At 54.7% G+C, this 21,617-nt stretch carries 21 protein-coding genes; 17 read left to right on the top strand and 4 right to left on the bottom strand.

Translation table 11 applies throughout. From position 1 onward, the window contains the following. Nucleotides 1–38: 38 nt before the first annotated feature. The 10 genes from METLA_RS0103235 to queG all read left to right on the top strand — a co-directional run bounded on the left by METLA_RS0103235 (nucleotide 39) and on the right by queG (nucleotide 10,923). Entirely contained in the window at nucleotides 39–632 is a 594-nt protein-coding gene (locus tag METLA_RS0103235) for a TerD family protein (RefSeq protein ID WP_024297185.1), read from the top strand. A gap of 6 nt (nucleotides 633–638) precedes the next feature. Further along, complete coding sequence (locus METLA_RS0103240) at nucleotides 639–1,670, top strand: ATP-grasp domain-containing protein (protein WP_024297186.1); 1,032 nt, start codon at nucleotides 639–641, stop codon at nucleotides 1,668–1,670. 119 nt (nucleotides 1,671–1,789) lie between these two features. Continuing rightward, nucleotides 1,790–2,980, top strand: coding sequence for a phosphoribosyltransferase domain-containing protein (locus tag METLA_RS0103245; RefSeq protein WP_024297187.1), 1,191 nt, complete (start codon nucleotides 1,790–1,792; stop codon nucleotides 2,978–2,980). Then, nucleotides 2,949–3,707: an HAD family hydrolase gene (locus tag METLA_RS0103250; protein ID WP_024297188.1), complete on the top strand. Its 759-nt coding sequence runs from the start codon at nucleotides 2,949–2,951 to the stop codon at nucleotides 3,705–3,707. The genes METLA_RS0103245 and METLA_RS0103250 overlap by 32 nt, the downstream gene beginning before the upstream one ends. Before the next feature lies 1 nt (nucleotide 3,708). Further along, a complete protein-coding gene (locus METLA_RS0103255; protein ID WP_024297189.1) occupies nucleotides 3,709–4,800 on the top strand; it encodes a cysteine protease StiP family protein in 1,092 nt (363 codons plus the stop codon). Nucleotides 4,801–4,805: 5 nt separating this feature from the next. Further along, nucleotides 4,806–5,750 (top strand): HpcH/HpaI aldolase/citrate lyase family protein, encoded by a 945-nt coding sequence (locus METLA_RS0103260; RefSeq protein WP_281171925.1) that lies wholly within the window; start codon nucleotides 4,806–4,808, stop codon nucleotides 5,748–5,750. 29 nt (nucleotides 5,751–5,779) lie between these two features. Continuing rightward, nucleotides 5,780–6,979, top strand: coding sequence for a TerD family protein (locus METLA_RS0103265; protein ID WP_029646368.1), 1,200 nt, complete (start codon nucleotides 5,780–5,782; stop codon nucleotides 6,977–6,979). Between the two features lie 83 nt (nucleotides 6,980–7,062). Beyond that, nucleotides 7,063–7,518: a tellurite resistance TerB family protein gene (locus METLA_RS0103270; protein ID WP_024297192.1), complete on the top strand. Its 456-nt coding sequence runs from the start codon at nucleotides 7,063–7,065 to the stop codon at nucleotides 7,516–7,518. A 338-nt stretch (nucleotides 7,519–7,856) separates the two neighbouring features. Beyond that, nucleotides 7,857–9,764, top strand: coding sequence for an ATP-dependent zinc metalloprotease FtsH (ftsH, locus tag METLA_RS0103275; RefSeq protein WP_024297193.1), 1,908 nt, complete (start codon nucleotides 7,857–7,859; stop codon nucleotides 9,762–9,764). An 85-nt stretch (nucleotides 9,765–9,849) separates the two neighbouring features. After that, nucleotides 9,850–10,923 (top strand): tRNA epoxyqueuosine(34) reductase QueG, encoded by a 1,074-nt coding sequence (gene queG / locus METLA_RS0103280; RefSeq protein WP_029646369.1) that lies wholly within the window; start codon nucleotides 9,850–9,852, stop codon nucleotides 10,921–10,923. Here queG and METLA_RS0103285 read toward each other — a convergent pair. Then, nucleotides 10,920–11,474, bottom strand: coding sequence for a MarR family winged helix-turn-helix transcriptional regulator (locus METLA_RS0103285; RefSeq protein ID WP_024297195.1), 555 nt, complete (start codon nucleotides 11,472–11,474; stop codon nucleotides 10,920–10,922). The two genes, queG and METLA_RS0103285, sit on opposite strands and share 4 nt — an antisense overlap. Before the next feature lie 238 nt (nucleotides 11,475–11,712). Between METLA_RS0103285 and METLA_RS0103290 the strand changes: the two genes are divergently transcribed. Continuing rightward, nucleotides 11,713–11,979: a DUF2024 family protein gene (locus tag METLA_RS0103290; protein ID WP_024297196.1), complete on the top strand. Its 267-nt coding sequence runs from the start codon at nucleotides 11,713–11,715 to the stop codon at nucleotides 11,977–11,979. On the opposite strand, the gene rsgA is transcribed toward METLA_RS0103290, so the two are convergent. Both rsgA and METLA_RS0103300 read right to left on the bottom strand, forming a co-directional pair. Further along, the gene (rsgA, locus tag METLA_RS0103295) at nucleotides 11,980–12,864 is read right to left on the bottom strand and encodes a ribosome small subunit-dependent GTPase A (protein WP_024297197.1); all 885 of its coding nucleotides are present in this window, start codon (nucleotides 12,862–12,864) and stop codon (nucleotides 11,980–11,982) included. After that, the gene (locus METLA_RS0103300; RefSeq protein WP_024297198.1) at nucleotides 12,864–14,114 is read right to left on the bottom strand and encodes a M48 family metallopeptidase; all 1,251 of its coding nucleotides are present in this window, start codon (nucleotides 14,112–14,114) and stop codon (nucleotides 12,864–12,866) included. The genes rsgA and METLA_RS0103300 overlap by 1 nt, the downstream gene beginning before the upstream one ends. A gap of 98 nt (nucleotides 14,115–14,212) precedes the next feature. Here METLA_RS0103300 and orn point away from each other — a divergent pair, with 98 nt between their 5' ends. From orn to METLA_RS0103330, 6 genes are all read left to right on the top strand, one after another. Continuing rightward, nucleotides 14,213–14,782, top strand: a complete 570-nt coding sequence (orn, locus tag METLA_RS0103305; protein ID WP_024297199.1) for an oligoribonuclease — start codon at nucleotides 14,213–14,215, stop codon at nucleotides 14,780–14,782. A gap of 9 nt (nucleotides 14,783–14,791) precedes the next feature. Then, complete coding sequence (gene crcB, locus METLA_RS0103310; RefSeq protein WP_024297200.1) at nucleotides 14,792–15,499, top strand: fluoride efflux transporter CrcB; 708 nt, start codon at nucleotides 14,792–14,794, stop codon at nucleotides 15,497–15,499. Further along, complete coding sequence (locus METLA_RS0103315) at nucleotides 15,496–15,804, top strand: DUF190 domain-containing protein (protein WP_029646370.1); 309 nt, start codon at nucleotides 15,496–15,498, stop codon at nucleotides 15,802–15,804. The genes crcB and METLA_RS0103315 overlap by 4 nt, the downstream gene beginning before the upstream one ends. 35 nt (nucleotides 15,805–15,839) lie before the next feature. After that, nucleotides 15,840–17,114 (top strand): serine--tRNA ligase, encoded by a 1,275-nt coding sequence (serS, locus tag METLA_RS0103320; RefSeq protein WP_024297201.1) that lies wholly within the window; start codon nucleotides 15,840–15,842, stop codon nucleotides 17,112–17,114. Between the two features lie 418 nt (nucleotides 17,115–17,532). Next, nucleotides 17,533–18,702 (top strand): CBM96 family carbohydrate-binding protein, encoded by a 1,170-nt coding sequence (locus tag METLA_RS23685; protein WP_024297202.1) that lies wholly within the window; start codon nucleotides 17,533–17,535, stop codon nucleotides 18,700–18,702. 235 nt (nucleotides 18,703–18,937) lie between these two features. After that, on the top strand, nucleotides 18,938–20,059 hold the full coding sequence (locus METLA_RS0103330; RefSeq protein WP_024297203.1) for a glycosyltransferase: 1,122 nt from the start codon (nucleotides 18,938–18,940) through the stop codon (nucleotides 20,057–20,059). A gap of 148 nt (nucleotides 20,060–20,207) precedes the next feature. Here METLA_RS0103330 and METLA_RS0103335 read toward each other — a convergent pair whose 3' ends face one another. Further along, entirely contained in the window at nucleotides 20,208–21,401 is a 1,194-nt protein-coding gene (locus tag METLA_RS0103335; protein ID WP_024297204.1) for an OmpA family protein, read from the bottom strand. Nucleotides 21,402–21,617: the final 216 nt, after the last annotated feature.

The raw sequence follows: 21,617 nt of genomic DNA on the forward strand, positions 1-21,617 counted from the left end.
TCAATAACCAAGAAACGCTAAACACAGAGGGCAAAGCAATGGGTATCAGTTTACAGAAAGGCCAAAAAATCTCGCTGAACAAGGAAGCGGGCGGCGAGTTGAACAAGGTGATCATGGGCCTCGGCTGGGATGCGAAAAAAGCCGGCGGCGGTCTCTTGAAAGGCATGTTCGGCGGTGGTGGCGCTGCCTCGATCGACCTGGACGCATCCTGTGTGCTGTTCGACGAACAAAAGAAGATCGTCGATACGGTCTGGTTCCGGCAATTGAAAAGCAAGGACGGCAGCGTCGTGCATACCGGCGACAACCGCACCGGCGCGGGCGATGGCGACGACGAACAGATCATCGTCGACTTGAACAATGTGCCGGCGAATGTGAAGTCATTGGTATTCACGGTCAACTCTTTTACGAATCAGACATTCGACCAGGTCGAAAATGCCTATTGCCGCCTGCTCGACAGCCGCAGCAACAAGGAAATCGCCCGTTATACGCTCAGTGCGCAAGGCTCGCATACCGCGCAGATCATGGCGAAAGTGTATCGCCATGAAGGCGAATGGAAGATGCATGCGATCGGCGAAAACGGCCACGGCCGGACGATCGACAGCCTGTTGCCGCAAATCACCGCGAATCTGTAAGGCCGCATGAGAATCTGGTTCAACAAGACCTTTTCGACGATCGGCGCGGTATTCAGACAACTGAAGGCGGGTTATCCGCATGGCGAGGTCACGATCGTGTGTACGCACACGCATCGGACCGCGACCGCCTTTCTGGCCGCCGACGACGCCTATCTGGAGCCTTCCGACCTGCATGGGCTGGACTATGTCGCTTGGTGCCTGGACTTTTGCCGCGAGCACCGGATCGATGTTTTTTGGCCGGGCAAGGAAGTGGCCCTGGCCTGTCAAAACCGGGAACAGTTCGAGTCCGCCGGCGTGAAGCTGATGGCGGCGGCCGATCACGACACGCTGACGCTGCTGAACAACAAGGCGCATTTTTATCAGGACCTTCCGAAGGAAGTCGCGCTGGCGATGGATTTTATCGCGGTCAATGATAGCGATTCCTTCGATCAGGCGGTCGAGACGCTGTCATCAAAACATAAGCGTTTGTGCGTGAAGCCGGCCGTTTCGGTGTATGGCCTGGGTTTTCGGATTCTGGACCCGGAGCGCGACAGCATCGTGCATTTGTTGAAGGGCGTTGAATACCAGATTCCTCTGCGGGAATTGCAGGGCGGCATGGCGAATACGCCGCATTTCGATACGCTCTTGGTGATGGAGCACCTGGGCGGCCCGGAATGGAGCGTCGATTGCGCGGCCCGGCACGGCGAGTTGCTGTGCGCGGTGCAACGCAAAAAATCGCCGTTGGCCGGCCATGGCCAGGCTATCGACAATCATCCCGACATCGCCGGGATGACCGAGCGTTTGATCCGGCATTACCGCCTGAACGGCTTGGTCAACATTCAATACAAGGAAGGCGAGTCGGGCCCGCGTCTGCTCGAGATCAATCCGCGCCCTTCCGGCGGTTTCGGCATGGCCTGTCTTGCCGGCGCGAATCTGGCGAAGATTGCGCTCGAGGCCTTCAACGGCGAAACGCCGGAGATTCCGCCGCTGCGTTACGGGCTCAAGATAAGCGAAATCAACACGCCGGTGGTTTTGCTGGATGAAGCCTCTGTCGTCTGACGGTTTGGCATCATCCGTTCGTAATATTTATGCGCTAAACTTACGGGGCGGCTTGATCCGTCCCTCGCGTTAAAGCTACCTCAAATTGTTGCGCCAGCCCTTGCATTGAACAACTCCTGATGACCCAAACCCTCTCCATTCCACTCGACACCGGCATTCTGCACCTCGACATCGAGCCGGGCCGCGTGCCGATAAAGCGCTTGCTCGGTTTCGCCTCGCGCATCGGCAGCAAGCGCAAATTTTTGCTGGTCAGCAAGGTGCTTGGCAAGCATTATCCGGTCAGTCCGCTGCTGATGAGCTGGACCTACCGCGCGTTGGCGCGGCCGGTACTGAAAAGCTTGCTAGGGCAGGGCTCGCTCTGGATCGGCATGGCCGAAACCGCGACCGGCCTCGGCTACGGCGTCTTCGAAGCGGCCTGCCGTGAGGGCGCAAGAAACGGCCTGTTCATGCAGACCACGCGCTATCATCTGGAAGGCGTGCCGCGTCTCGAATTCGACGAGGCGCACAGTCATGCGACCGATTTTTTTCTGTATTATCCAAGCGGGGCGGAAGAGCGGAAGCTGTTTTCGAGCGCCGAAACGTTGGTGTTGATCGACGACGAGATCAGCACCGGGCGCACGTTCTTGCGCTTGATTCAGGCGTATCAGGCGGTCAATCCGGGGCTGCGGCGAGTGTTCATCGTCAGCCTGGTCAATTTTGCGCGTTCTGAAGACCGCGTAAAACTCGAAGCGCAGGCCGGCGTGCCGGTCGAATGGGTCGCGCTGCGCGCGGGCCGTTTGCGTTTCGAGGATGCCGGCGAGGTGGATTTGCCTCAGGTGACGGTCAATGCGATCGGCAACGGCCGCTGTAAGAAACATTTGCTGGCCTGGCCCGGCCGTTTGGGAATCAAGTCGCCGGTGACGCTGGCCGATGCGGACATGCTGGATCTCCAGGAGCTGCTGAACCCGGCCGATGCGCGCCCGCTGCTGGTGCTCGGCACCGGCGAGTGCAATGCGCCGGCTTATTTGCTCGGGCGAGAACTCGAACGCCGGGGTCACCGGGTCAAGGTGCAAAGCACGACCCGTTCGCCGATCCATCAGGGCAATGACATTGCCTCGGTCTGCCGTTTCGAAGACAATTACGAAGACGGCATCGACAATTTCATCTACAACCTGAATCCAGATACCTACCAGGCGATCATCCTCTGCCACGAAACCCCGCTGAACGCGCCTCTTCAAGAACGCCTCGCTGCCTGGCGCGCGCTCAGCGCCCGCATCGCGATCGATCCTGCAACCTTACATGCAAAACTACATATTTTTAGACCTGGATGACACGCTGTTTCAGACCTTGCGCAAGTGCGAGCACGGTCCCGACGATCCGGCGCTGGAGGTCAGGGCATTTCTGCCCGACGGCACGCCGAATTCGTTTGCGACACGCAAGCAGCAATGGCTTTGGCAATGGTTTCAAAAAGACTTCAAGATCGTGCCGGTCACCGCGCGCGATGCCGGAGCCTTCGCGCGCGTGAATCTGCCGTTTCGGGAAGAAGTCGTGCTGAATCATGGCGCGGTGATCCTGGATAAAAATCGTCAATTCGACCCGCCGTGGATGGAGCGGATGCGGGGTCTCTTGCCCGATTATTATCAAAAGCTGCTGGCGGTCTGGGAGGACGTGCAGGTTTTCGCGGGTCGCCATGAAGGCTACAAATTGCGCCTGGTTCGCGATTTCGATATCGACTGGTTCGGCGTGGTGAAACATAAATCGGGCCTCGAGGCGCCGCTGAAGGCATTGCTCGAAGACATCGTCAGACCGCATCCCTTCGTTCGGGACGGCAGTTTATACACGCATTTGAACGGCAATAATCTGGCGTTATTGCCGAAAATCATCAACAAGGAGGACGCGGTGCAGTATTTGCTCGACCGTTACCGGCGCCAACATCCCGAAGTTTTGACTTTCGGCGCGGGCGACAGCCGGACCGATGCACCGTTCCTGACGCTCTGCGATTATGCGCTGATTCCGAAAAATACGCAGCTGTTCAAGACTCTCGCAACGGTGCAATGAGATGACGGCTCCGTTTACAGGCAGTTATTCAGCCAGCGATGTCGAATTTTTGCTGACGCCGATCGAGATCGAAGATACCCCGGTCGCGCTCAAGGAAGCGCTGATCCAGTCGGGCCGGAGGCATTATTCGGAAATGCTGTCGCACGAGTCGCTGCCCTCAGAGGCTTATCTGCAACTGTTTCACGATGCCATCGCCTTGAACGGCCGGCGCATGGCCGAGCATCTGTTGCTTCTGGCCAAACGGATCGATGCCTTGCGCAAGGACAACATCACACTGGTATCGCTCGCGCGCGCCGGCACTCCGGTCGGCGTGTTGCTGAAGCATGTGCTGAAACGCCATTTTGGGCGCGACGCCGCCCATTATTCGATTTCTATCCTGCGCGACAAAGGCCTTGATCAACAGGCGCTACGCACTATTTTGCGGCGCCATGCGCAGGAATCCCTGGTTTTTGTGGACGGCTGGACCGGCAAGGGCGTGATCGCCCGGCAGTTGGCAGCCAGTTTGGACGATTTTGTCGACTCCGATGGCATCCGTATTCCGGCCGATTTGTTTGTACTGACCGACCTGTCCGGAGCCGCGGCGGTCGCCGCATCAAACGAGGATTATCTGATCCCGTCCTGCGTGTTGAATGCGACCGTCTCCGGGCTGATCAGCCGTTCGATCTTCCGGCACGAAATATCAGGTCCCGCTTCATTTCACGGCTGTGTCTACTATAAGAAATTCGAGCCGTACGATCTATCGCAGTATTTTATCGAAGCAATGCTGAGCCAGGTGGAAACGGTGTGTCGGGAGTCCGGCATTCGGGAGCCTGAAGCGCCGCCCGATAAGGAGGCCTTGCAGGCCGTATCGCTGGATTTTTTGCAGGGCATTGCTGAACGCTATCGCTTGAGTCATTATAATTACATCAAACCCGGGATCGGCGAGGCGACTCGCGTCTTGCTGAGACGCGAGGCCGGGCGCCTGCTGCTCAGAAATAAGGATTCGGAAGCCACCCGGCATCTGCTATGGCTGGCCGAGTCGAAATCTATCCCGGTCGAAGAGCACAAGGATTTGCCGTATCTCGCGGCAGCTTTAATCAAAGAGGTCAAATGAACCCCATGTTCCCAGTTTCCGATCAAAATCGGCCGTTCTCACCTTGGCAACTGGGGGCGCCGCTATACATGCCCGCCCACAGGCTTGACCTTCGCGACATTGCGAATGGCGATAAGTTGCCGCAGTTACGATCGATGATTTTCTGCACCGAAGATGCGGTATTGAAATTCGAGGTCGACAGCTGCATCCGCCATTTGGGCCTGTGCATGCAGGGCTTTCGGGAAACCAAGGGGCGTTTCCGCTTTATCCGCGCGCGCAATCCCGAGGTTCTCTCGCGGCTGCTCGACTTACCGCATATCGAACGCATCGACGGCTTCGTGCTGCCCAAGTTCACGCTCGACAATTTTTCGGCCTACTTCGATCAATTGCAGGGCACGTCTTTCAAGGTGATGCCGACGCTCGAAACCCGCGACGTGTTCGATGCCGAGGCGATGCGCGAACTTCGCCAGGCCTTGTTGCAGGAAGGCGTCGATCAGCGCATCCTGATGCTCAGAGTCGGCGGCAACGATTTGATGAATCTGCTGGGCATTAGAAGGCCTCGGCACATGACGCTGTATCAAACGCCCCTGGGGCAGGTGATCGCGCAATTGGTCACGCAGTTCAAGCCTTACGGATTTGCATTGTCCGCACCGGTTTTCGAATACCTGGACGACTATGAAACCTTGCAGCAGGAGATTCGCCAGGATTTGGCGCATGGCTTGATCGGCAAGACCGCGATTCATCCGGATCAGGTGCCGGCGATCGAAAATGCCTACCGGGTCGAACGCTCGGACCACGACATGGCGGTGTCGATGCAGGACAGCGCCGCGCCGGCCGTGTTCAGAATGCATAATGCGATGTGCGAAGTCGCGACGCACGGACAATGGAGCGATGACATCATCGCCCGGCATGCCTGTTACGGCAATCGGGAACTGGTGTCGCTGCAGGATTATAAAGAAGTTACCATCTAATCAAACGCGCAGCTTGGCGGGAGGGTTCAATGTATAATCGAATCGATATGGTCGCCGGACAAAATTGTCCGCTGCCGGCGCCAGCCTTGCATGTGACCGTGATGACGGGGCGCAAGATCTCGGGCCCCGACCTCGACGTGAGCGCTTTTCTGTTGAATGCGCAAGGCAAGGTGTCCAGGGATGACGATTTCGTATTTTACAATCAGCCAGTCCGCGCCGATCAGGGTGTTGAACTTGAATCCGAACACAACCGCTTGACTCTGCATCTGGACAGAACGCAGCCGGAGGTTACGAAAATTGCGCTGACGATCACGATCACCGATGGTCAGGCGAAAGGCCAGAGTTTCGCGGAGATTCAGCAGGTGACCGTGCTGGTCAAGGATTTTCTGACCGGATTCGAAATCGCGAGCTTTGTGCTCGACACGAGCAAAAATCAGGAAACCGCGCTGATTCTGGCCGAGTTTTACCGGCATCAGAACCAGTGGAAGCTGCGCGCGGTCGGGCAGGGTTTTATCGGCGGTTTGCAGCCCTTGGCCGAGTTTTACGGCGTCGATGTCGGCGAAGGCGAATCGAGCCCGGCGCCGGCACCGGTGCCTACTCCGGAGCCCGCGCCGCCGCCGAAGCTCAATTTAAGCAAGATCACGCTCGAAAAACGCGGCCAGTCGATCTCGCTGGAGAAAAACCGGGACGGTCTCGGCGAAATCCTGGTCAATCTGAACTGGAACGCGACGCCGGTCAAATCGGCCGGCCTGTTCGGCAGAAAGGCCGATGGCATCGACCTCGATCTGGCCTGCCTGTGGGAGTTTCAGGACGGCGCGCGCGGCGCGGTGCAGGCCTTGGGAGGGCATTTCGGCAATTTGCGGCAGTTCCCGTTCATCGAACTCGATCAGGATGACCGCAGCGGCCGCTCGGTCGGCGGCGAAACGCTGCGCATCAACGGCAGCCAATGGCAGGAATTCAGCCGGGTGCTGCTCTTTGCCTTCATTTATGAAGGCGTGCCGAACTGGTCGCATGTCGATGCGGTGATCACGATCAAGTGTAAAAATCAGCCCGATATCGAAGTGCGGCTCGACAGCCACCGCAACGATCAATTCATGTGCGCGATCGCGATGCTCGAAAACGAGAATGGCCAACTGCGCGTCACCAAATTGGTCGATTATTTTTCCGGCCATCAGCAAATGGACCAAGCCTATGGTTGGGGGTTGAATTATGTGGCGGGCAGTAAATAAGGCCGGCTTTCCCAAAAATCGTAGCGTAGCGTCCGTTCAATTGTTTATCCTATTTTACCCACAACCAATGAAGGAGTGACCCCATGAGTTTTGAAAGTTTCCTGAGTCAACTGAAAAGCAAAGCCAGTGAATTAAAAACCGAAGCGATGAAATTCAAGAACAAGGATTTTCTGAACGCGGCGATGGCCGGTTCCGCATTGATTGCGATGGCCGACGGCAGCATCACCGGCGAAGAAAAGCAAAAAATGATCAAATTCATCGAGAGCAACGATGCGCTGTCGGTGTTTACGACCAGCGACGTGATCAAGGCGTTTCAGGATTTTGTCGGCCAGCTCGAATTCGACAAGGACATCGGCGAAGCCAAGGCCTATCAAGCCCTGGGCAAGATGAAATCGAACAATGAAGCCGCGCGCCTGTTGATGCGGATGATCATCGCGATCGCATCGTCCGACGGCAATTTCGATGCGAACGAGAAAAAAGTCGCGGTCAAAATCGCCGGCGAACTCAATGTGAACCCATCAGAATTTGAATTAGTCTAATTGTTGCATTATGATGAAAGTCAGCGGATATTCAATTTAAAGCGGATACTCGGTTTAAATTGAATCATTTGGCGTACTCCCTACAATAATAATCAACGTCACTTGTATCGCGGCCTGTTGAAAGTCTTTTTTCAGCGGCTGCCGCGAGGCAAAGGGATTTGCGTCCCGGTCATCACTGGATCATCGGGATAGGCGGCGGGAATTGATGTTTCCGCCCCGAGTTCAACATTCCTCCAGGGACGGTTCTTGCCGGCAAGCATTCAGGCGAAAATAAAGGTTTGGCTGCCGGTCAATCCCATGATTATTGCCCGGACGCATGCGGGCGCAGGAGACGTATCATGAAAACAAGTCTACTTCATCTGCTACTTTGGACAGCCGTACTGATAGGTTGCCTGCTGGTTTTCAATCAGTTCAATTCCAGGCCGCAGTTATCGGACGATACCATCGCCTATTCGGACTTTATCAACAAAGTCAAGGCGAAGCAGGTCGCGCGCGTCGAGATCATGGGTGACCATATCAAGATTCGCACGAATGAGGGTCAGGAATATGAAACCTACGAACCTGACGATCCGCATATGATCGATGATTTATTGGCCGCCGGCGTACAGATCCGCACCGTCGCGCCGCCGAAGCAATCATTTCTGATGGAAATATTCGTTTCCTGGTTCCCGATGCTGCTGCTGATTGTGCTCTGGATGGTCTATATGAAACGGATGCAGGGTGGAGGCAGCGGAACCGGCAGTTTCGGCAAAAGCAAGGCCAAGTTGTTGGAAGAAGACAAGCGCACGGTCCATTTTGCCGATGTGGCCGGCTGCGAGGAAGCGAAGGAAGAAGTCGTCGAGCTGGTCGATTTCCTGTCCGACCCGCAAAAATTCCAGAAGCTCGGCGGCCAGATTCCGCGCGGCATTCTGATGGTCGGGCCTCCGGGCACCGGTAAGACCTTGCTGGCCAGAGCGATCGCCGGCGAAGCGGGCGTCAAGTTCTTCACGATTTCCGGTTCCGACTTCGTCGAAATGTTCGTCGGCGTCGGCGCCTCGCGGGTGCGCGACATGTTCGCGCAGGCGAAGGAACACGCGCCGTGCATCATCTTCATCGACGAAATCGACGCGGTCGGCCGCCAGCGCGGCGGCGCGGGTTTCAGCGGCGGCAACGAGGAACGCGAGCAAACGCTGAACCAGTTACTGGTCGAGATGGACGGCTTCAACGGCAACGAAGGCGTGATCGTGATCGCGGCGACCAACCGCGCCGACGTGCTCGACAAAGCCTTGCTGCGCCCCGGCCGCTTCGACCGTCAGGTCAATGTCGGCCTGCCGGATGTGAAAGGCCGCGAGCAAATTTTGAATGTACATATCAAGAAAGTGCCGGCCGCGGCCGATGTTGAATTGAAATACATCGCGCGCGGCACGCCGGGCTTCTCGGGCGCCGATCTGGCCAACCTGGTCAATGAGGCGGCGCTGTTCGCGGCGCGTTCGAACAAGCAGGAAGTCACGATGGGCGATCTCGAAAAAGCCAAGGACAAGATCCTGATGGGCGCCGAGCGCCATACGATGGTGATGACCGAGGAAGACAAGCGCCTGACCGCTTACCACGAAGCGGGGCACTGCATCGTCGGCCAGCTGTCGCCGGATCATGACACGGTCTATAAGGTCAGCATCATGCCGAGAGGCAATGCTCTGGGCGTCACGATGTTCCTGCCCGAACGCGACCAGTACAGCGCCAGCAAGCGCAAGCTCGAAAGCCAGATCGCCAGCCTGTTCGGCGGCCGCATCGCGGAATTGATGATCTACGGCGGCGACCGCGTCACCACCGGCGCCTCGAACGACATCGAACGGGCGACCGAACTGGCGCGCAACATGGTCAAGCGCTGGGGTTTTTCGGACAAGCTCGGACCGCAGGTTTATGGCGAGGAAAGCGGGCAGCCGTTCATGGGCTATTCGTCGCCGGGGTCCTCGTTTTCGAACGAGATCGCGCATCAGATCGACGAGGAAATTCGCGCGTTGATCGACCGCAACTACCAGCGCGCCGAAAAGCTGTTGCAGGACAATATCGAAATTCTGCACAAGATGGCCGAGGCGCTGATGAAATGGGAAACGATCGACAAGGCTCAGATAGACGACTTGATGGCCGGCCGCGATCCGCGTCCGCCGCTGGACGATAACGATACGACAGGACGCAGCAGCGTGCAAAAGCCGGATATAGGCGATGGTAGAGGCGTCAATGTCGGCAGTCCGGTAGGGCAGCTATGAGATTGTATTTACTTTAATCAAAGGGGCGGCTGCTGTCGCCCCTGTTTGTTTTTGAATCTAATTGAAAAGCGATATTCCTGATTTTATGGTGCCGTCAGCCGATCATCATGAGGAAATGCAGCAACTGGCGGCGCGTATCAAGCAATGGGGGCTGGAGTTGGGTTTCCAGCAGGTCGGCATCGCCGACACCGATCTGCAGCAGGCCGAACAGCATTTACATGTCTGGCTTGGCAAAAATTTTCATGGCGAAATGGACTACATGCAGCGTCATGGGCTCAAGCGCAGCCGGCCTGACTTGCTGCAACCCGGCACGTTACGCATCATCTCGGTAAGGATGGATTATTTGCCCGAGCCTGCCGCCGCGATGGACAAAAACCTTGCCGATCCGAGCGCGGCCTATATCTCACGCTACGCGCTCGGTCGCGATTATCACAAGCTGATCCGGCATCGTCTGCAAAAATTGGCCGACAAGATCCAGGCGGACATCGGCCCGTTCGGCTACCGCGCCTTCGTCGACAGCGCGCCGGTGCTCGAAAAAGCGCTGGCGGAAAAAGCGGGGCTCGGTTGGATCGGCAAGCATTCGAATCTGATCAACCGCAAAGCCGGTTCCTGGTTTTTTCTAGGTGAAATCTACACCGATCTGCCGTTGCCGATCGATGCGCTTGCCTCGGCGCATTGCGGTTCCTGTGCCGCCTGCCTGAGCATTTGTCCAACCCAGGCGATCGTAGCGCCTTTCCAGGTCGATGCGCGCCGTTGCGTGTCTTATCTGACAATCGAGCTGCACGGCGCGATTCCTGAACCGTTGCGGCCTCTGATCGGCAACCGCATCTACGGCTGCGATGACTGCCAATTGGTCTGTCCGTGGAATCGATTTGCGAAATTAACCGGCGAAGGCGATTTCAAGCCTCGGCATAGGCTGAATACACCGCAATTGCTCGAGGTGTTCGCTTGGGATGAACAGACTTTTTTGACCAAGACCGAAGGTTCGGCGATCAGGAGGATCGGCCATGAGCGTTGGCTCAGAAACATCGCAGTCGCGCTCGGCAATGCGCGCAGTGCGCCGGAAATCATCGCGGCATTGACGGCAAAGCTTGAGCATCCAGCTGAACTGATCAAAGAACATGTGCGCTGGGCTTTGGACAGGCAATCGGAACGCTAGTTGACCGTGTGCTCCTGGCAGATCTTTTCGCTGTCGCTCTGGCTAAGCTGTTCCTTGGTCAAGCCGCAAGCAAATCCGTCGGCTTCACGGGTAAAATATTTGCAAGTCTTGCATAAACCGAAGGTATGGGATTTATGCGCTTTTTGCAAAGCCAGCAGCGTTTGCGAGAAGACTTTTTCGGTGTCGGTATCTTCGTTCAATAAGGTCGAAGCCTCCCTGAACAATTCGGTCGAGCGTGCATCGGACAGCATCGACTCGCCTTCATTAAGCAGGCTCAAATGCACCATGCGGCGGTCGTTGCTGTCGGTCGTTTTCCTGATGTAGCCCTTTTTTTCCAACAGCTGCAAGGTTTGTGAAACCGTGCCGCGCGTCATGCCCAGGTAGTTGGTCAATGCGGCCGGCGAATCGCTGTAGCGGTTGCAGCGCGAAAGGTAATCCAGAACCTGAAAATGGACCGGTTGCAGACCGAGTTCGGTGCACCTCTTGCGTTCCTCGGAACGGATCAATGCCGACATGCGTTCGATGACTTCAAATATGGCTATTCTTTCCATCACGCTTAAATTTTAAAATTTCTTGACATTAATTTTATTATACCATAATCTCACAGCATATCGAATCGATACTATATAAAAAATAACTTTTTTTCTAAGGAAATTTTTTATCAGGCAAATACGGTTCGATTGTTGTGTAAAGCCTTGTAAATTGTTCAGAAATTTTTCTGGTAATATCCTTTATTAAAGCATTCTTGTTGCGCCGGTGGCTCGTCCACCGGTTTTTTATCGAAACCATATGACCATTTCACACGTATTTGACACTTACGCGAAAAAAACCAAAGGCGGCATCATGCATTTCGATGTGATCATCGACGAGCAGGACCCGCAAAAAGCGCTGCAATCCGCCAAACATTGGCTCGAAAGCATCGGCCACGCCGACGCGGTGGTCACCCAGGAAACATGCTACTTTTGTCATAGCGCCGAGGCGCCGGCCGAGATGCGGCGGCAGATCGACGAGAGAGGCTATGCGATTTACAAACTGGAAGGCTGCCCGAAAGATTAGTTAACGCTTGAGCGGGATTTTTTCTTTAAGTTTCAGAAAACGCTGGTAGCGGGAGGAGGCTATTGTACCATTTTCGACCGCCGCCCGTATCGCGCAGCCTTTGTCCTGTTCGTGCCGGCAATCGTTAAACTGACAGTGGCCGATAAGCGGCCGGAATTCCCGGTAGCCATACGCCAGTTCGCTTGCGGATAAATCCGCCAGCCCGAAGATCGCGACACCTGGGCTGTCGATCAGATCGCCGCCTTCCTGCAGATGATACAAGGTCGCGGCGGTGGTCGTATGGCGGCCGAGCTTTGCGGACGCCGAAATCGTGTTGATCTTGATGTCCTTGTCCGGAATGAATACGTTGGTCAGCGAGGATTTGCCAACGCCGGATTGGCCGGTAAAGATGCTGACCTGATTTTGTAACGCCTGCTTCAACTGGTCCAGGCCGCGTCCGGTTTTCGCGCTGACTTGGTACAAGGGGTAACCCAACGCGACATATACCGCGAGATCGTTTTCCGCTGCATCCGTCAGCGGCAAGTCGGCCTTGTTCAGAACCAGCGCCGCCTTGAAGTTGCTGTTTTCGCATATCGCCAGATATTGATCGATCAACAGGCAGTCGTAATGCGGCTCCATCGCAAAAATCACCATCACCGTATCGATGTTAGCCGCGACTGGACGGGTTTTGCCGTTCCGGGCCGGGCGCATCAATAATGAGTGCCTGGGCAGAATCTCTTCGATGCGGCCCTGGCCGGAGCCTGCCTCTGACCAGAGCACTTTGTCTCCGACCGCGACCGTATCCAGTTTTCTTAAGGTTTGGCAGAGAGCGATCTGGCCGCGATGCTCGACCGCGATGCCCTGGCCTAAATGCGCTACCACCAATCCTTCTTTGAGCTCGGACACTACTTGGCCGCCATTTTCGCTTCCAGATGCGCTATGCGGATCGCTGCCGGCGGATGGCTGTAATGAAAAGCTGAATACAAGGGATCGGGAGTCAGCGTGCTGGCGTTTTCTTCATACAGCTTGACCAGTCCGCTGATCATTTTGGCCGCTTGCGCATGCTCGGACGCGAAGCTGTCCGCTTCAAACTCAAACTTGCGCTGGAAAAAGGCGCTGATCGGCTGCATGAAAAAGGTGAATGCCGGCGACACCAGCATGAACAGCAACAAGGCGGCCGCATGCGAGGGTTGCTGCACGCCGAGGCCGGTATAAAACCAGGATTGATCGATCAGCCAGCCGAGGATGCCGAGGCTGATCAGGCTCATCACCGAAGTGGCGACCAGCATCTTGATCACATGCTTGCATTTGAAATGCCCCAGTTCGTGGGCCAGCACCGCTTCGAGTTCTTCATCGTCGAGCGACTTGATCAGGGTGTCGAAAAACACGATCCGTTTATTGTTGCCGAGCCCGGTGAAATAGGCATTGCCGTGGCCGGAACGTTTGGAGCCGTCCATCACGAAAATGCCCTGGCTGCTGAAGCCGCAACGGTCCAACAGTTTTTGAATCCGTGATTTCAAGGAGCCTTCTTCCATCGGCGTGAATTTGTTGAACAACGGCGCGATCAGGGCTGGAAACAGCCAGCTCATCAGCAAGGAAAAGCTCATCATGATCGCCCAGGCCCAGAGCCACCAAAAAGAGCCGACATTTCCCATCACCCACAAAATCAATGATAACAGCGGTATGCCGATCGCCGCGCCCAACGCCAGTTGCAGCGCATGATCCTGGAAAAACTGTTTGACCGTACTTTTGTTAAAGCCGAATTTTTCTTCGATCACGAAGGTTTGATACAGGCTGGTCGGCAATTCCAAGAGGGTCATTACCAGAAAGATCGTTGCGATCGCCGCGACCCCGGAAAGGATCGAAGATTCGATAACCGAGGACCAGAAGGTAAACGCCAGATTGATGCCCCCGCCCAGAGTCAGCAGCAACAGGAGGACCAAGCCGAAGAGGCCGTCGATGTCGCCGAGTTTGCCTTTCGCAATCGTATAGTCCGCCGCCTTTTGGTGCGCGGCCAGCGGTACCGACTTCGCGAAAGCGGGGGGGACTTCGCCGCGGTGCGCCAGCACGTAAGCGGCCTGGCGCCTGGACAACCAGAATTGCAGCGAGTAGGAAATAATCAGCGCGATGATGAAAATAACGGTAAAAATGTTCATGGATATCTGGTTATAATCGAAGCTTTTAAGGAATAGCCATTGAGATTCGCCAATGCTACACTAATCGGAACTTTATGAACATAATGGAGAGATATTAAATGGCACTGGATTCGGATCGTCTTATCTGGATTGACCTCGAAATGACCGGATTAAATCCTGACCAGGATGTGATTATCGAGATTGCGACGATCGTCACCGACAAGGAGTTGGCGATATTGGCGCAGGGACCTGTGCTGGCGGTGCATCAGCCCGACGCGGTGCTGGCGGAGATGGACGACTGGAATCAGCAACATCACGGCCAATCCGGTTTGATCGACCGTGTCAGGACGTCCGAAATCGATATGGCTGAAGCCGAGCGGCAGACGCTCGAATTTTTGAAACAATGGGTTCCCGAAGGAACCTCGCCGATGTGCGGCAATACGATAGGGCAGGATCGGCGTTTCCTGGTCCGCTACATGCCGAAGCTGGAAGCTTTTTTCCATTACCGCAGCATCGATGTCTCGACGCTGAAAGAATTGGCCGCGCGCTGGGCGCCGGAAATCAAGGACGGCTTCAACAAGGTATCCTCGCACCGCGCCCTGGAAGATATCAAAGAATCGATCGACGAACTCCAGTATTACCGGGAGCATTTCATCGCGCCCCAATTTGCGGCCAAGCGCGGCTCATAAGCCGTTAACATGAATCAGTTGATCGTGATCGCGCTCGGCGGCGCCTGCGGTTCGGTAGTGCGTTTTCTGGTATCGAGCGGCGTTTACCAGTGGCTGGGGCGGGGCTTTCCTTACGGCACGCTGGCCGTCAATGTGATCGGTTCATTTTTAATCGGCCTGTTGGCCGAAGCCTTGATTTTGCAAAGGGTCACGTTTGCGCTCGAATACCGCGCCGCGATCCTGGTCGGCTTTCTCGGCGGCTTTACGACCTTTTCGAGCTTTTCGCTCGAAACGATCTATCTGATCGAACAGGGCGCGCTGTCGAAGGCCGCGCTCAATATCGCGGGCAGCGTATTTGCCTGTCTGCTCGCGGTCTGGCTTGGCCTTTTGGCTGGCAGGTCGCTGTATTATTATTCGGCCGGCATGATCCATTGGCAGGACGGCGCCATTCCTTATGCGATCATGCTCGCGAATGCGCTGGTCGCGTTTTTGATCGGCATCGTCGCCGCGATCCTGTTGCAGCGCGTCGAGATTGCGGTCGAATACCGCGCCGCGATGATGGTGATCATGGCCGGGGTCTTTTTGACCTTGTCGGGCCTCTATGTGGTGCTCTACCTGCTTGAGCATGGCTTTGCGCTGGAGACCCATCTGAATCTGATCGCGGGGGTATTTGCCGGCAACGGCTTGTTGTGTTTATTGTTGTTATGGCTCGGCCTGAGCGCGGGTGAAAGGATATGAGCATCAAACCGATAATGCTTGCCAGAATTTACGTGCTGGATGGCGACATGCGCCTCGAAAAGGCGCTGAACATATTGCGCGACCGGCAGAAAATCCTGGGCGCGACCGTGTTTCGCGGCATCGAGGGCATGGGCGCCTCGCGCGAAATCCATACCTCGTCGCTGGTCGATTTATCGCTCGAACTGCCGTTGATCCTGGAGTTCTATGACGAGCCGGACAGGGTCATGCAGGCGATCGCCGTCTTGCAGGCCGAACTGCATTTCGAGCATATCGTCAGTTGGCCGGCCCAGGCGCATTTTAGCTAGATTTTTTTCTTGATATTAATAGTAACGTATCCATCATGTTAGACCCCAAGTTATTTAGAACCGAACTCGATTATGTCGCCGAGCAATTGGCTAGACGCGGCTTTGCTTTCGACAAGCAGGCTTATACCGACCTCGAAAACCGCCGCAAGGACGTGCAGGTCAAAACGCAGGAACTGCAAAACGAGCGCAACAGCCGTTCGAAGGCGATAGGACAGGCCAAGGCCAAGGGCGAGGACATTCAGCCGTTGATGGATCAGGTCCAGCATCTCGGCGATCAATTGAAACAGGCCGAAACCGAACTGACCGAGATTCAGGCGGCGGTCACGGCGCTGCTGGAGTATATACCGAACATTCTCGACATCGATGTGCCGGAAGGCAAGAACGAAGACAGCAATGTCGAAATCAGCCGCTGGGGCACCTTGCCGACTTTTGACTTTACGTCGAAGGATCACGTCGATCTGGGCGCCAGAAACAAACGCATGGATTTCGAGTTGGGCGCCAAGCTGAGCGGCGCGCGCTTCGTCGTCTTGAACGGCGCGCTGGCCCGTCTGCAACGGGCGATCATTCAGTTGATGCTCGACACGCATAGCGGCGAGCACGGCTACAGCGAGACCTATGTACCGTATCTGGTCAACGCGGACAGCTTGCGCGGCACCGGCCAGTTGCCGAAGTTCGAGGCGGATTTGTTCAAGGCGGGCGATAATCCGCCGTTGTATCTGATTCCGACCGCGGAAGTGCCGGTCACCAATATCGTTCGCGACGTGATTCTCGATGCGAAAGACCTGCCGCTGAAGCTGGTCTGCCACAGCCCGTGTTTCCGCAGCGAGGCCGGCGCCTACGGCCGCGACGTGCGCGGCATGATCCGCCAGCATCAGTTTGAAAAAGTCGAGATCGTGCAGGTCGTCAGGCCGGATGATTCGGCGCGGGCGCATGAAGAGCTGACGCAACATGCAGAAACGATTCTGCAAAAACTGAACCTGCCGTACCGCCGTATGCTGCTGTGCGCCGGCGATACCGGCTTTTCTTCCGCCAAGACTTACGATCTCGAAGTCTGGCTGCCGGGGCAGGGCGCTTACCGCGAAATTTCTTCATGCAGCAATTTCAAGGATTTCCAGGCACGCCGCCTACAGGCGCGCTGGCGCAATCCCGAAACCGGCAAACCGGAACTCGTGCATACTCTGAACGGTTCTGGCTTGGCCGCCGGCAGAACCTTGATCGCGGTACTCGAAAATTACCAGGATGCGGAGGGACGGATTCGGATTCCGGAGGCTTTGCTACCTTATATGGGCGGTATTGAAGTGATCGACTAAGCGTAGAAGCTTATTTTTCTTCCCATTCTCTAACGCCTTTGGCGTATCTAAATAATAAAAAGCGCCGCCATTCCCTGACGGCGCTTTTTTTTTTCGTGTTTTTGGCTGTATCGCCATATCTTGATTGTTAGTCTAACGAGCTTTCTCTTTCAAGCGCATAGGTTTTTGTTAAATTTGCGATCTAGTTCTCAATTATTAAGTTAACTATGTATCAAATATTAAGTTTTTTTTAATCTTTGCTATATTTATCACAAACATCGATCGGCTTTTAAAATAAGGAACTGTCGGAGCTACATTAAATATTTAAGGAAGCGAAAAGGAAGGTGACTGTGCTCTTATGGTTCGTGAAGCATGAATGTGATGTTCAACTGATTCTATTAGATAGAATAATTTAAATTTTATAAATGAAGGGGGCAACATGAATAATAAAAATCATCACGTTCACAAACAACAGTATAAGATTAAATCGTTAGCCTTAATGGGGGCCGTTGCCGCACTAACGGCGATGCCTGTTATTGCCTTGGCGGATTTTACATTGACTGATGACAGTTACGTGTCATCTGCCCAGGTGAAGAAAAATTTTGGCAAGGCCGCATTCATTCAGGTGCGCGGTACAACGCAAACAGGTTATCTGAAATTTAGTCTTAACGGGGCGCCAACGGGTACGCTAACTCAGGCCAAGTTAAAGCTGTTCGTGCCGAAGAGGAAAGGAGCAACGGGGGCATTGAGCTTGTTTCAATCAAGTACAAACGTAGGCGAGATGACGATTAAAAATGCCGACTTGAACATCGGAACGCTCATTGGGGACGCGACTCCACAGCTTAATCAATGGGTGGAGTTTGATGTCACCGATTATGTCAAAGAAAGTTTGGGCAATGGCGCGACGGCGGTCAGTTTTGTACTGCAAGGCAGCGATGATCTGAATATCCGACTGGACAGCAAGGAAGGTAAAGCCACGGCGCATGAGCCGAAACTGGAGATCATTTGGGATAATACCGGTGCGACAGGCGCGGCGGGTGCAACCGGCGATACAGGCCCTCAAGGTCCGACGGGGGCGGATGGCGCATCAGGTCCGGTAGGTCCTCAAGGTCCGACGGGGGCGGATGGCGCATCAGGTCCTGTAGGTCCTCAAGGTCCGACGGGTGCAGATGGCGCATCAGGTCCTGTAGGTCCTCAAGGTCCGACGGGGGCAGATGGCACACCAGGTCCGGTAGGTCCTCAAGGTCCGACGGGAGCGGATGGCGCAACAGGTCCTCAAGGTCCAAAGGGTGACAATGGCCTTACCGGAGGCGCCTTAGGCACGGTGGTGGTCAGATATGCTATGCAAGTTAACCCCGGTAATAATGCTCTGGTGGTTGCCGAATGTGTTGCGCCCGAAGTCGCATTCGGCGGTGGCGGTGCGCCAGCGGCAAACAGTGCGCAGATCGTAAGAAGCCTACCTTTATTTAATCAGGCTGAAGTCGCCGCAAATGGCTCGATAACGCCGAATGGCTGGGGTGTATCCTGGACGTCGTCGAACGGCAATAATCCTCCGACGCCGGGTCAGTACACCGTTTATGTTGTTTGTGCCGCTCCTAATCCGGGGTAAATTCTCGTTTTTTAGCCCCCCACTTTGTCGATCAAAGAACCCATCCACGCGATGGGTTCTTTTTTTATGGACTTCAGATTTAAATGACCTTGAATTTTGATCGCGAGTCCAGAGGGATTCACATCAGGATCATTTTTTTACATAATATTCCGAAAACTTTTATACACCGGTTTCACTGCAATGCTGTCAGCGGTTTGCGCAATGGAACGATACATAGGCTCAAGGAAATAGTGTCATGACGAAAAAACGCATTTGTCTGAATATGATCGTAAAAAACGAAACGCCCGTGCTTGGGCGTTTGTTTGCATCTATCAAAGACATTATCAGTTATTATGTGATCGTCGATACCGGCTCCACCGATGGTACGCCCGAGTTTATCAAGGCATGGATGGAAAAGGCCGGGATTCCCGGAGAAGTTCACATTCATGAATGGGTCAATTTCGGTTTTAATCGAAATCAGTCTTTGCAATATGCTTACCGCTCAGGGAAGGCCGATTGGGTGCTGATTATCGACGCCGACGAAGAACTGGCTTGCTCCGATCCGCAGTTTTACCGTAAATTGCAGCCCGGTATTTCCTATCGCCTCGAAAAGCATCATGGAATCTTACGATATAGCCTCAGTAATTTGATAGATATTTCGCAAACACGCTGGCAATGGCAGGGGGTTGTGCATGAATATCTGCTCGCCGAGGGTTCGCCTTCGATTGAATCGCTGTCCGATGCCTGGATCATTTTTCATGAGGGCGAAGGGGTGCGTTCCCGCGGCGTCAGCGCCGAGGAAAAATTTCTGAAGGATGCGCGCTTGCTCGAAACTGAATTGAAAAAAAATCCCGAGGACTGCCGCAGCCGTTTTTATTTGGCGCAATCTTACCGGGATGCCAAACAATATCAAAAAGCTTACGCAAATTATCTACGGCGCGCCGAGATGCCGGGTTGGGTTGAGGAAAACTTCGTTGCGCAATATCAGGCCGGAAAATTGGCGGTGATTATGAATAAGCCGTATGGCGAGATTGTCTCGCAGTTGCTGAAAGCCTATGAAATGCGGCCAAGCCGGGGCGCCGAACCGTTACATGAGCTGGCCGCCTATTGCCGTAATCAGGGCTGGTATGCGCAAGCTTATTTATTCGCGAAAGCGGGCAGCGAAATTCCATTCCCAAGCGACATATTGTTTGTCGAAAAAGAAGTTTATCAGTGGCGAATTTTTGATGAATTGGCGGTGGCGTCTTACTGGACCGGGCGCTATCAGGAAAGCCGGGAGGCTTGTGAAACGGCCTTGCAATTTTCTCTGGCCGCTGGCGATGCCGAGCGAATTCGGAAAAACATTCAATTCGCCTTGCAAAAATTGGCGGAATGTTAGGAGCTGAGAGCGAGAGAAAAAAACAGCCGCGCATAAAAAAGCCGCGTCGATCATTCCTGTAAACAGAATGAATCATCGATGCGGCCATGTCTGATTCGAATACCGGAAAACCGATGGGGTCTTCCGGTTTCGAGAGAAACGCTGAAGGTTATTGAATAACCTTCAGTTCGACGCGGCGGTTATTGGCGCGGCCTTCCTCGGTGTCATTGGTATCGATCGGGTTAGTCAAGCCATAACCTTGCGGTACCAGTGTTGCGCTGGCGCCGACTTTACGCGTCAGGTATTTCGCTACGGCGGTCGCGCGGCGTTCGGAAAGTTTTTGGTTGTATTCGGCCGATGCGGTATTGCTGGTGTGGCCTTGGACTTCGATCGTCACGCCCGGGTTGTTGCTGATGACTTCGGCTGCGCTATCCAGTTCGCCGTAGTATTGCGGCTTGATGTTGCTCTTGTCATTGTCGAATTTGACATCGATGATCCAGCAGCCGAATTGATTGACATGCGCGCCTTTCAATGTATTCGGGCAGCGGTCGTTGCAGTCGTTGATGCCATCGCTATCGCTGTCGGTCGCTTCACAGCCTGGAGCCGCGGCTGGCGCTGCAGGTTTCAGGAAAACGTTTTTGACAAATTCAGCCATGCCGGCCGGAGTGGCGACATTCTCTGCATCTGCGCGGAAACCGCAACCGGCAACATCGGACAGGCTGTTCAGTAATAATTTGCCGCTTTCTTCATGTTTATTGCCGACCCAGACAGAGTACACGCAAAGACGGTCGCCGTATTGTTGCTTGAGGGCTTGCACTGCGGGAACCGGGCTGGCTTCGAGTTCGTGGCCATCGCTCAGAATCAGCAAGGCGATACGGCCCGATGTGCTGGAAAGGTCGGAAGCCGCGGCTTCGACCGCTTCATGCATCGGTGAACCGCCGCTCGCGCAGGTCAGTGCGTCGATGCCGGCGGTGAACGTGCCTTTGCTGTAGGCGGCTGGCGGCAGATTCAACAGCGTGCTGCCCCAGCTGGTGCAAGGGCCGAAGCCAAAACTGCGGATACCGGCAGTCAGTTTCAGATCGGGGATGGTTTGGTTGATTCGAGACAGAATTTCCTTTTCCACCGAAAGTTTTGCCGGTGTCTGGCCGGAAGCAAAAGCCGCGCCTTGATAGTCTTCTCCCATCGAGGAAGACGAATCGTTAATCACAAAAAAATTGTCGGTCTTTTGTTGATACTGCCCGGAAGTCAGTAATTCGTTCAGGTCTCTGGCCTGAAAGGGTTCAAAAGAGCTCACGGGGGTTGATGCGCAACCGGAAATGAGCAGCGCCCCAAGCGATGCCGCGGTGATGAGTGGTTTATTCATTGAAAAATCTCCTTGTTACAAAACGATGAAGATAAAGGAATCTGCAGTATCAATACCAAGCTCCGATTCTAACATTGTCGGTATGTTTTGAGTAGCTTATTTTTATGGGGTTGAACTTTTTGAGATTTTCCTAACACAATGCCCGTTTTGCGAGGCGGGCGTGTCCAATGCGCGGTTCTGATCGCTCATCGCACGGTCACGACAATCATGCCGTTT

The organism is Methylomicrobium lacus LW14, assembly GCF_000527095.1.
Lineage (GTDB): Bacteria > Pseudomonadota > Gammaproteobacteria > Methylococcales > Methylomonadaceae > Methylomicrobium > Methylomicrobium lacus.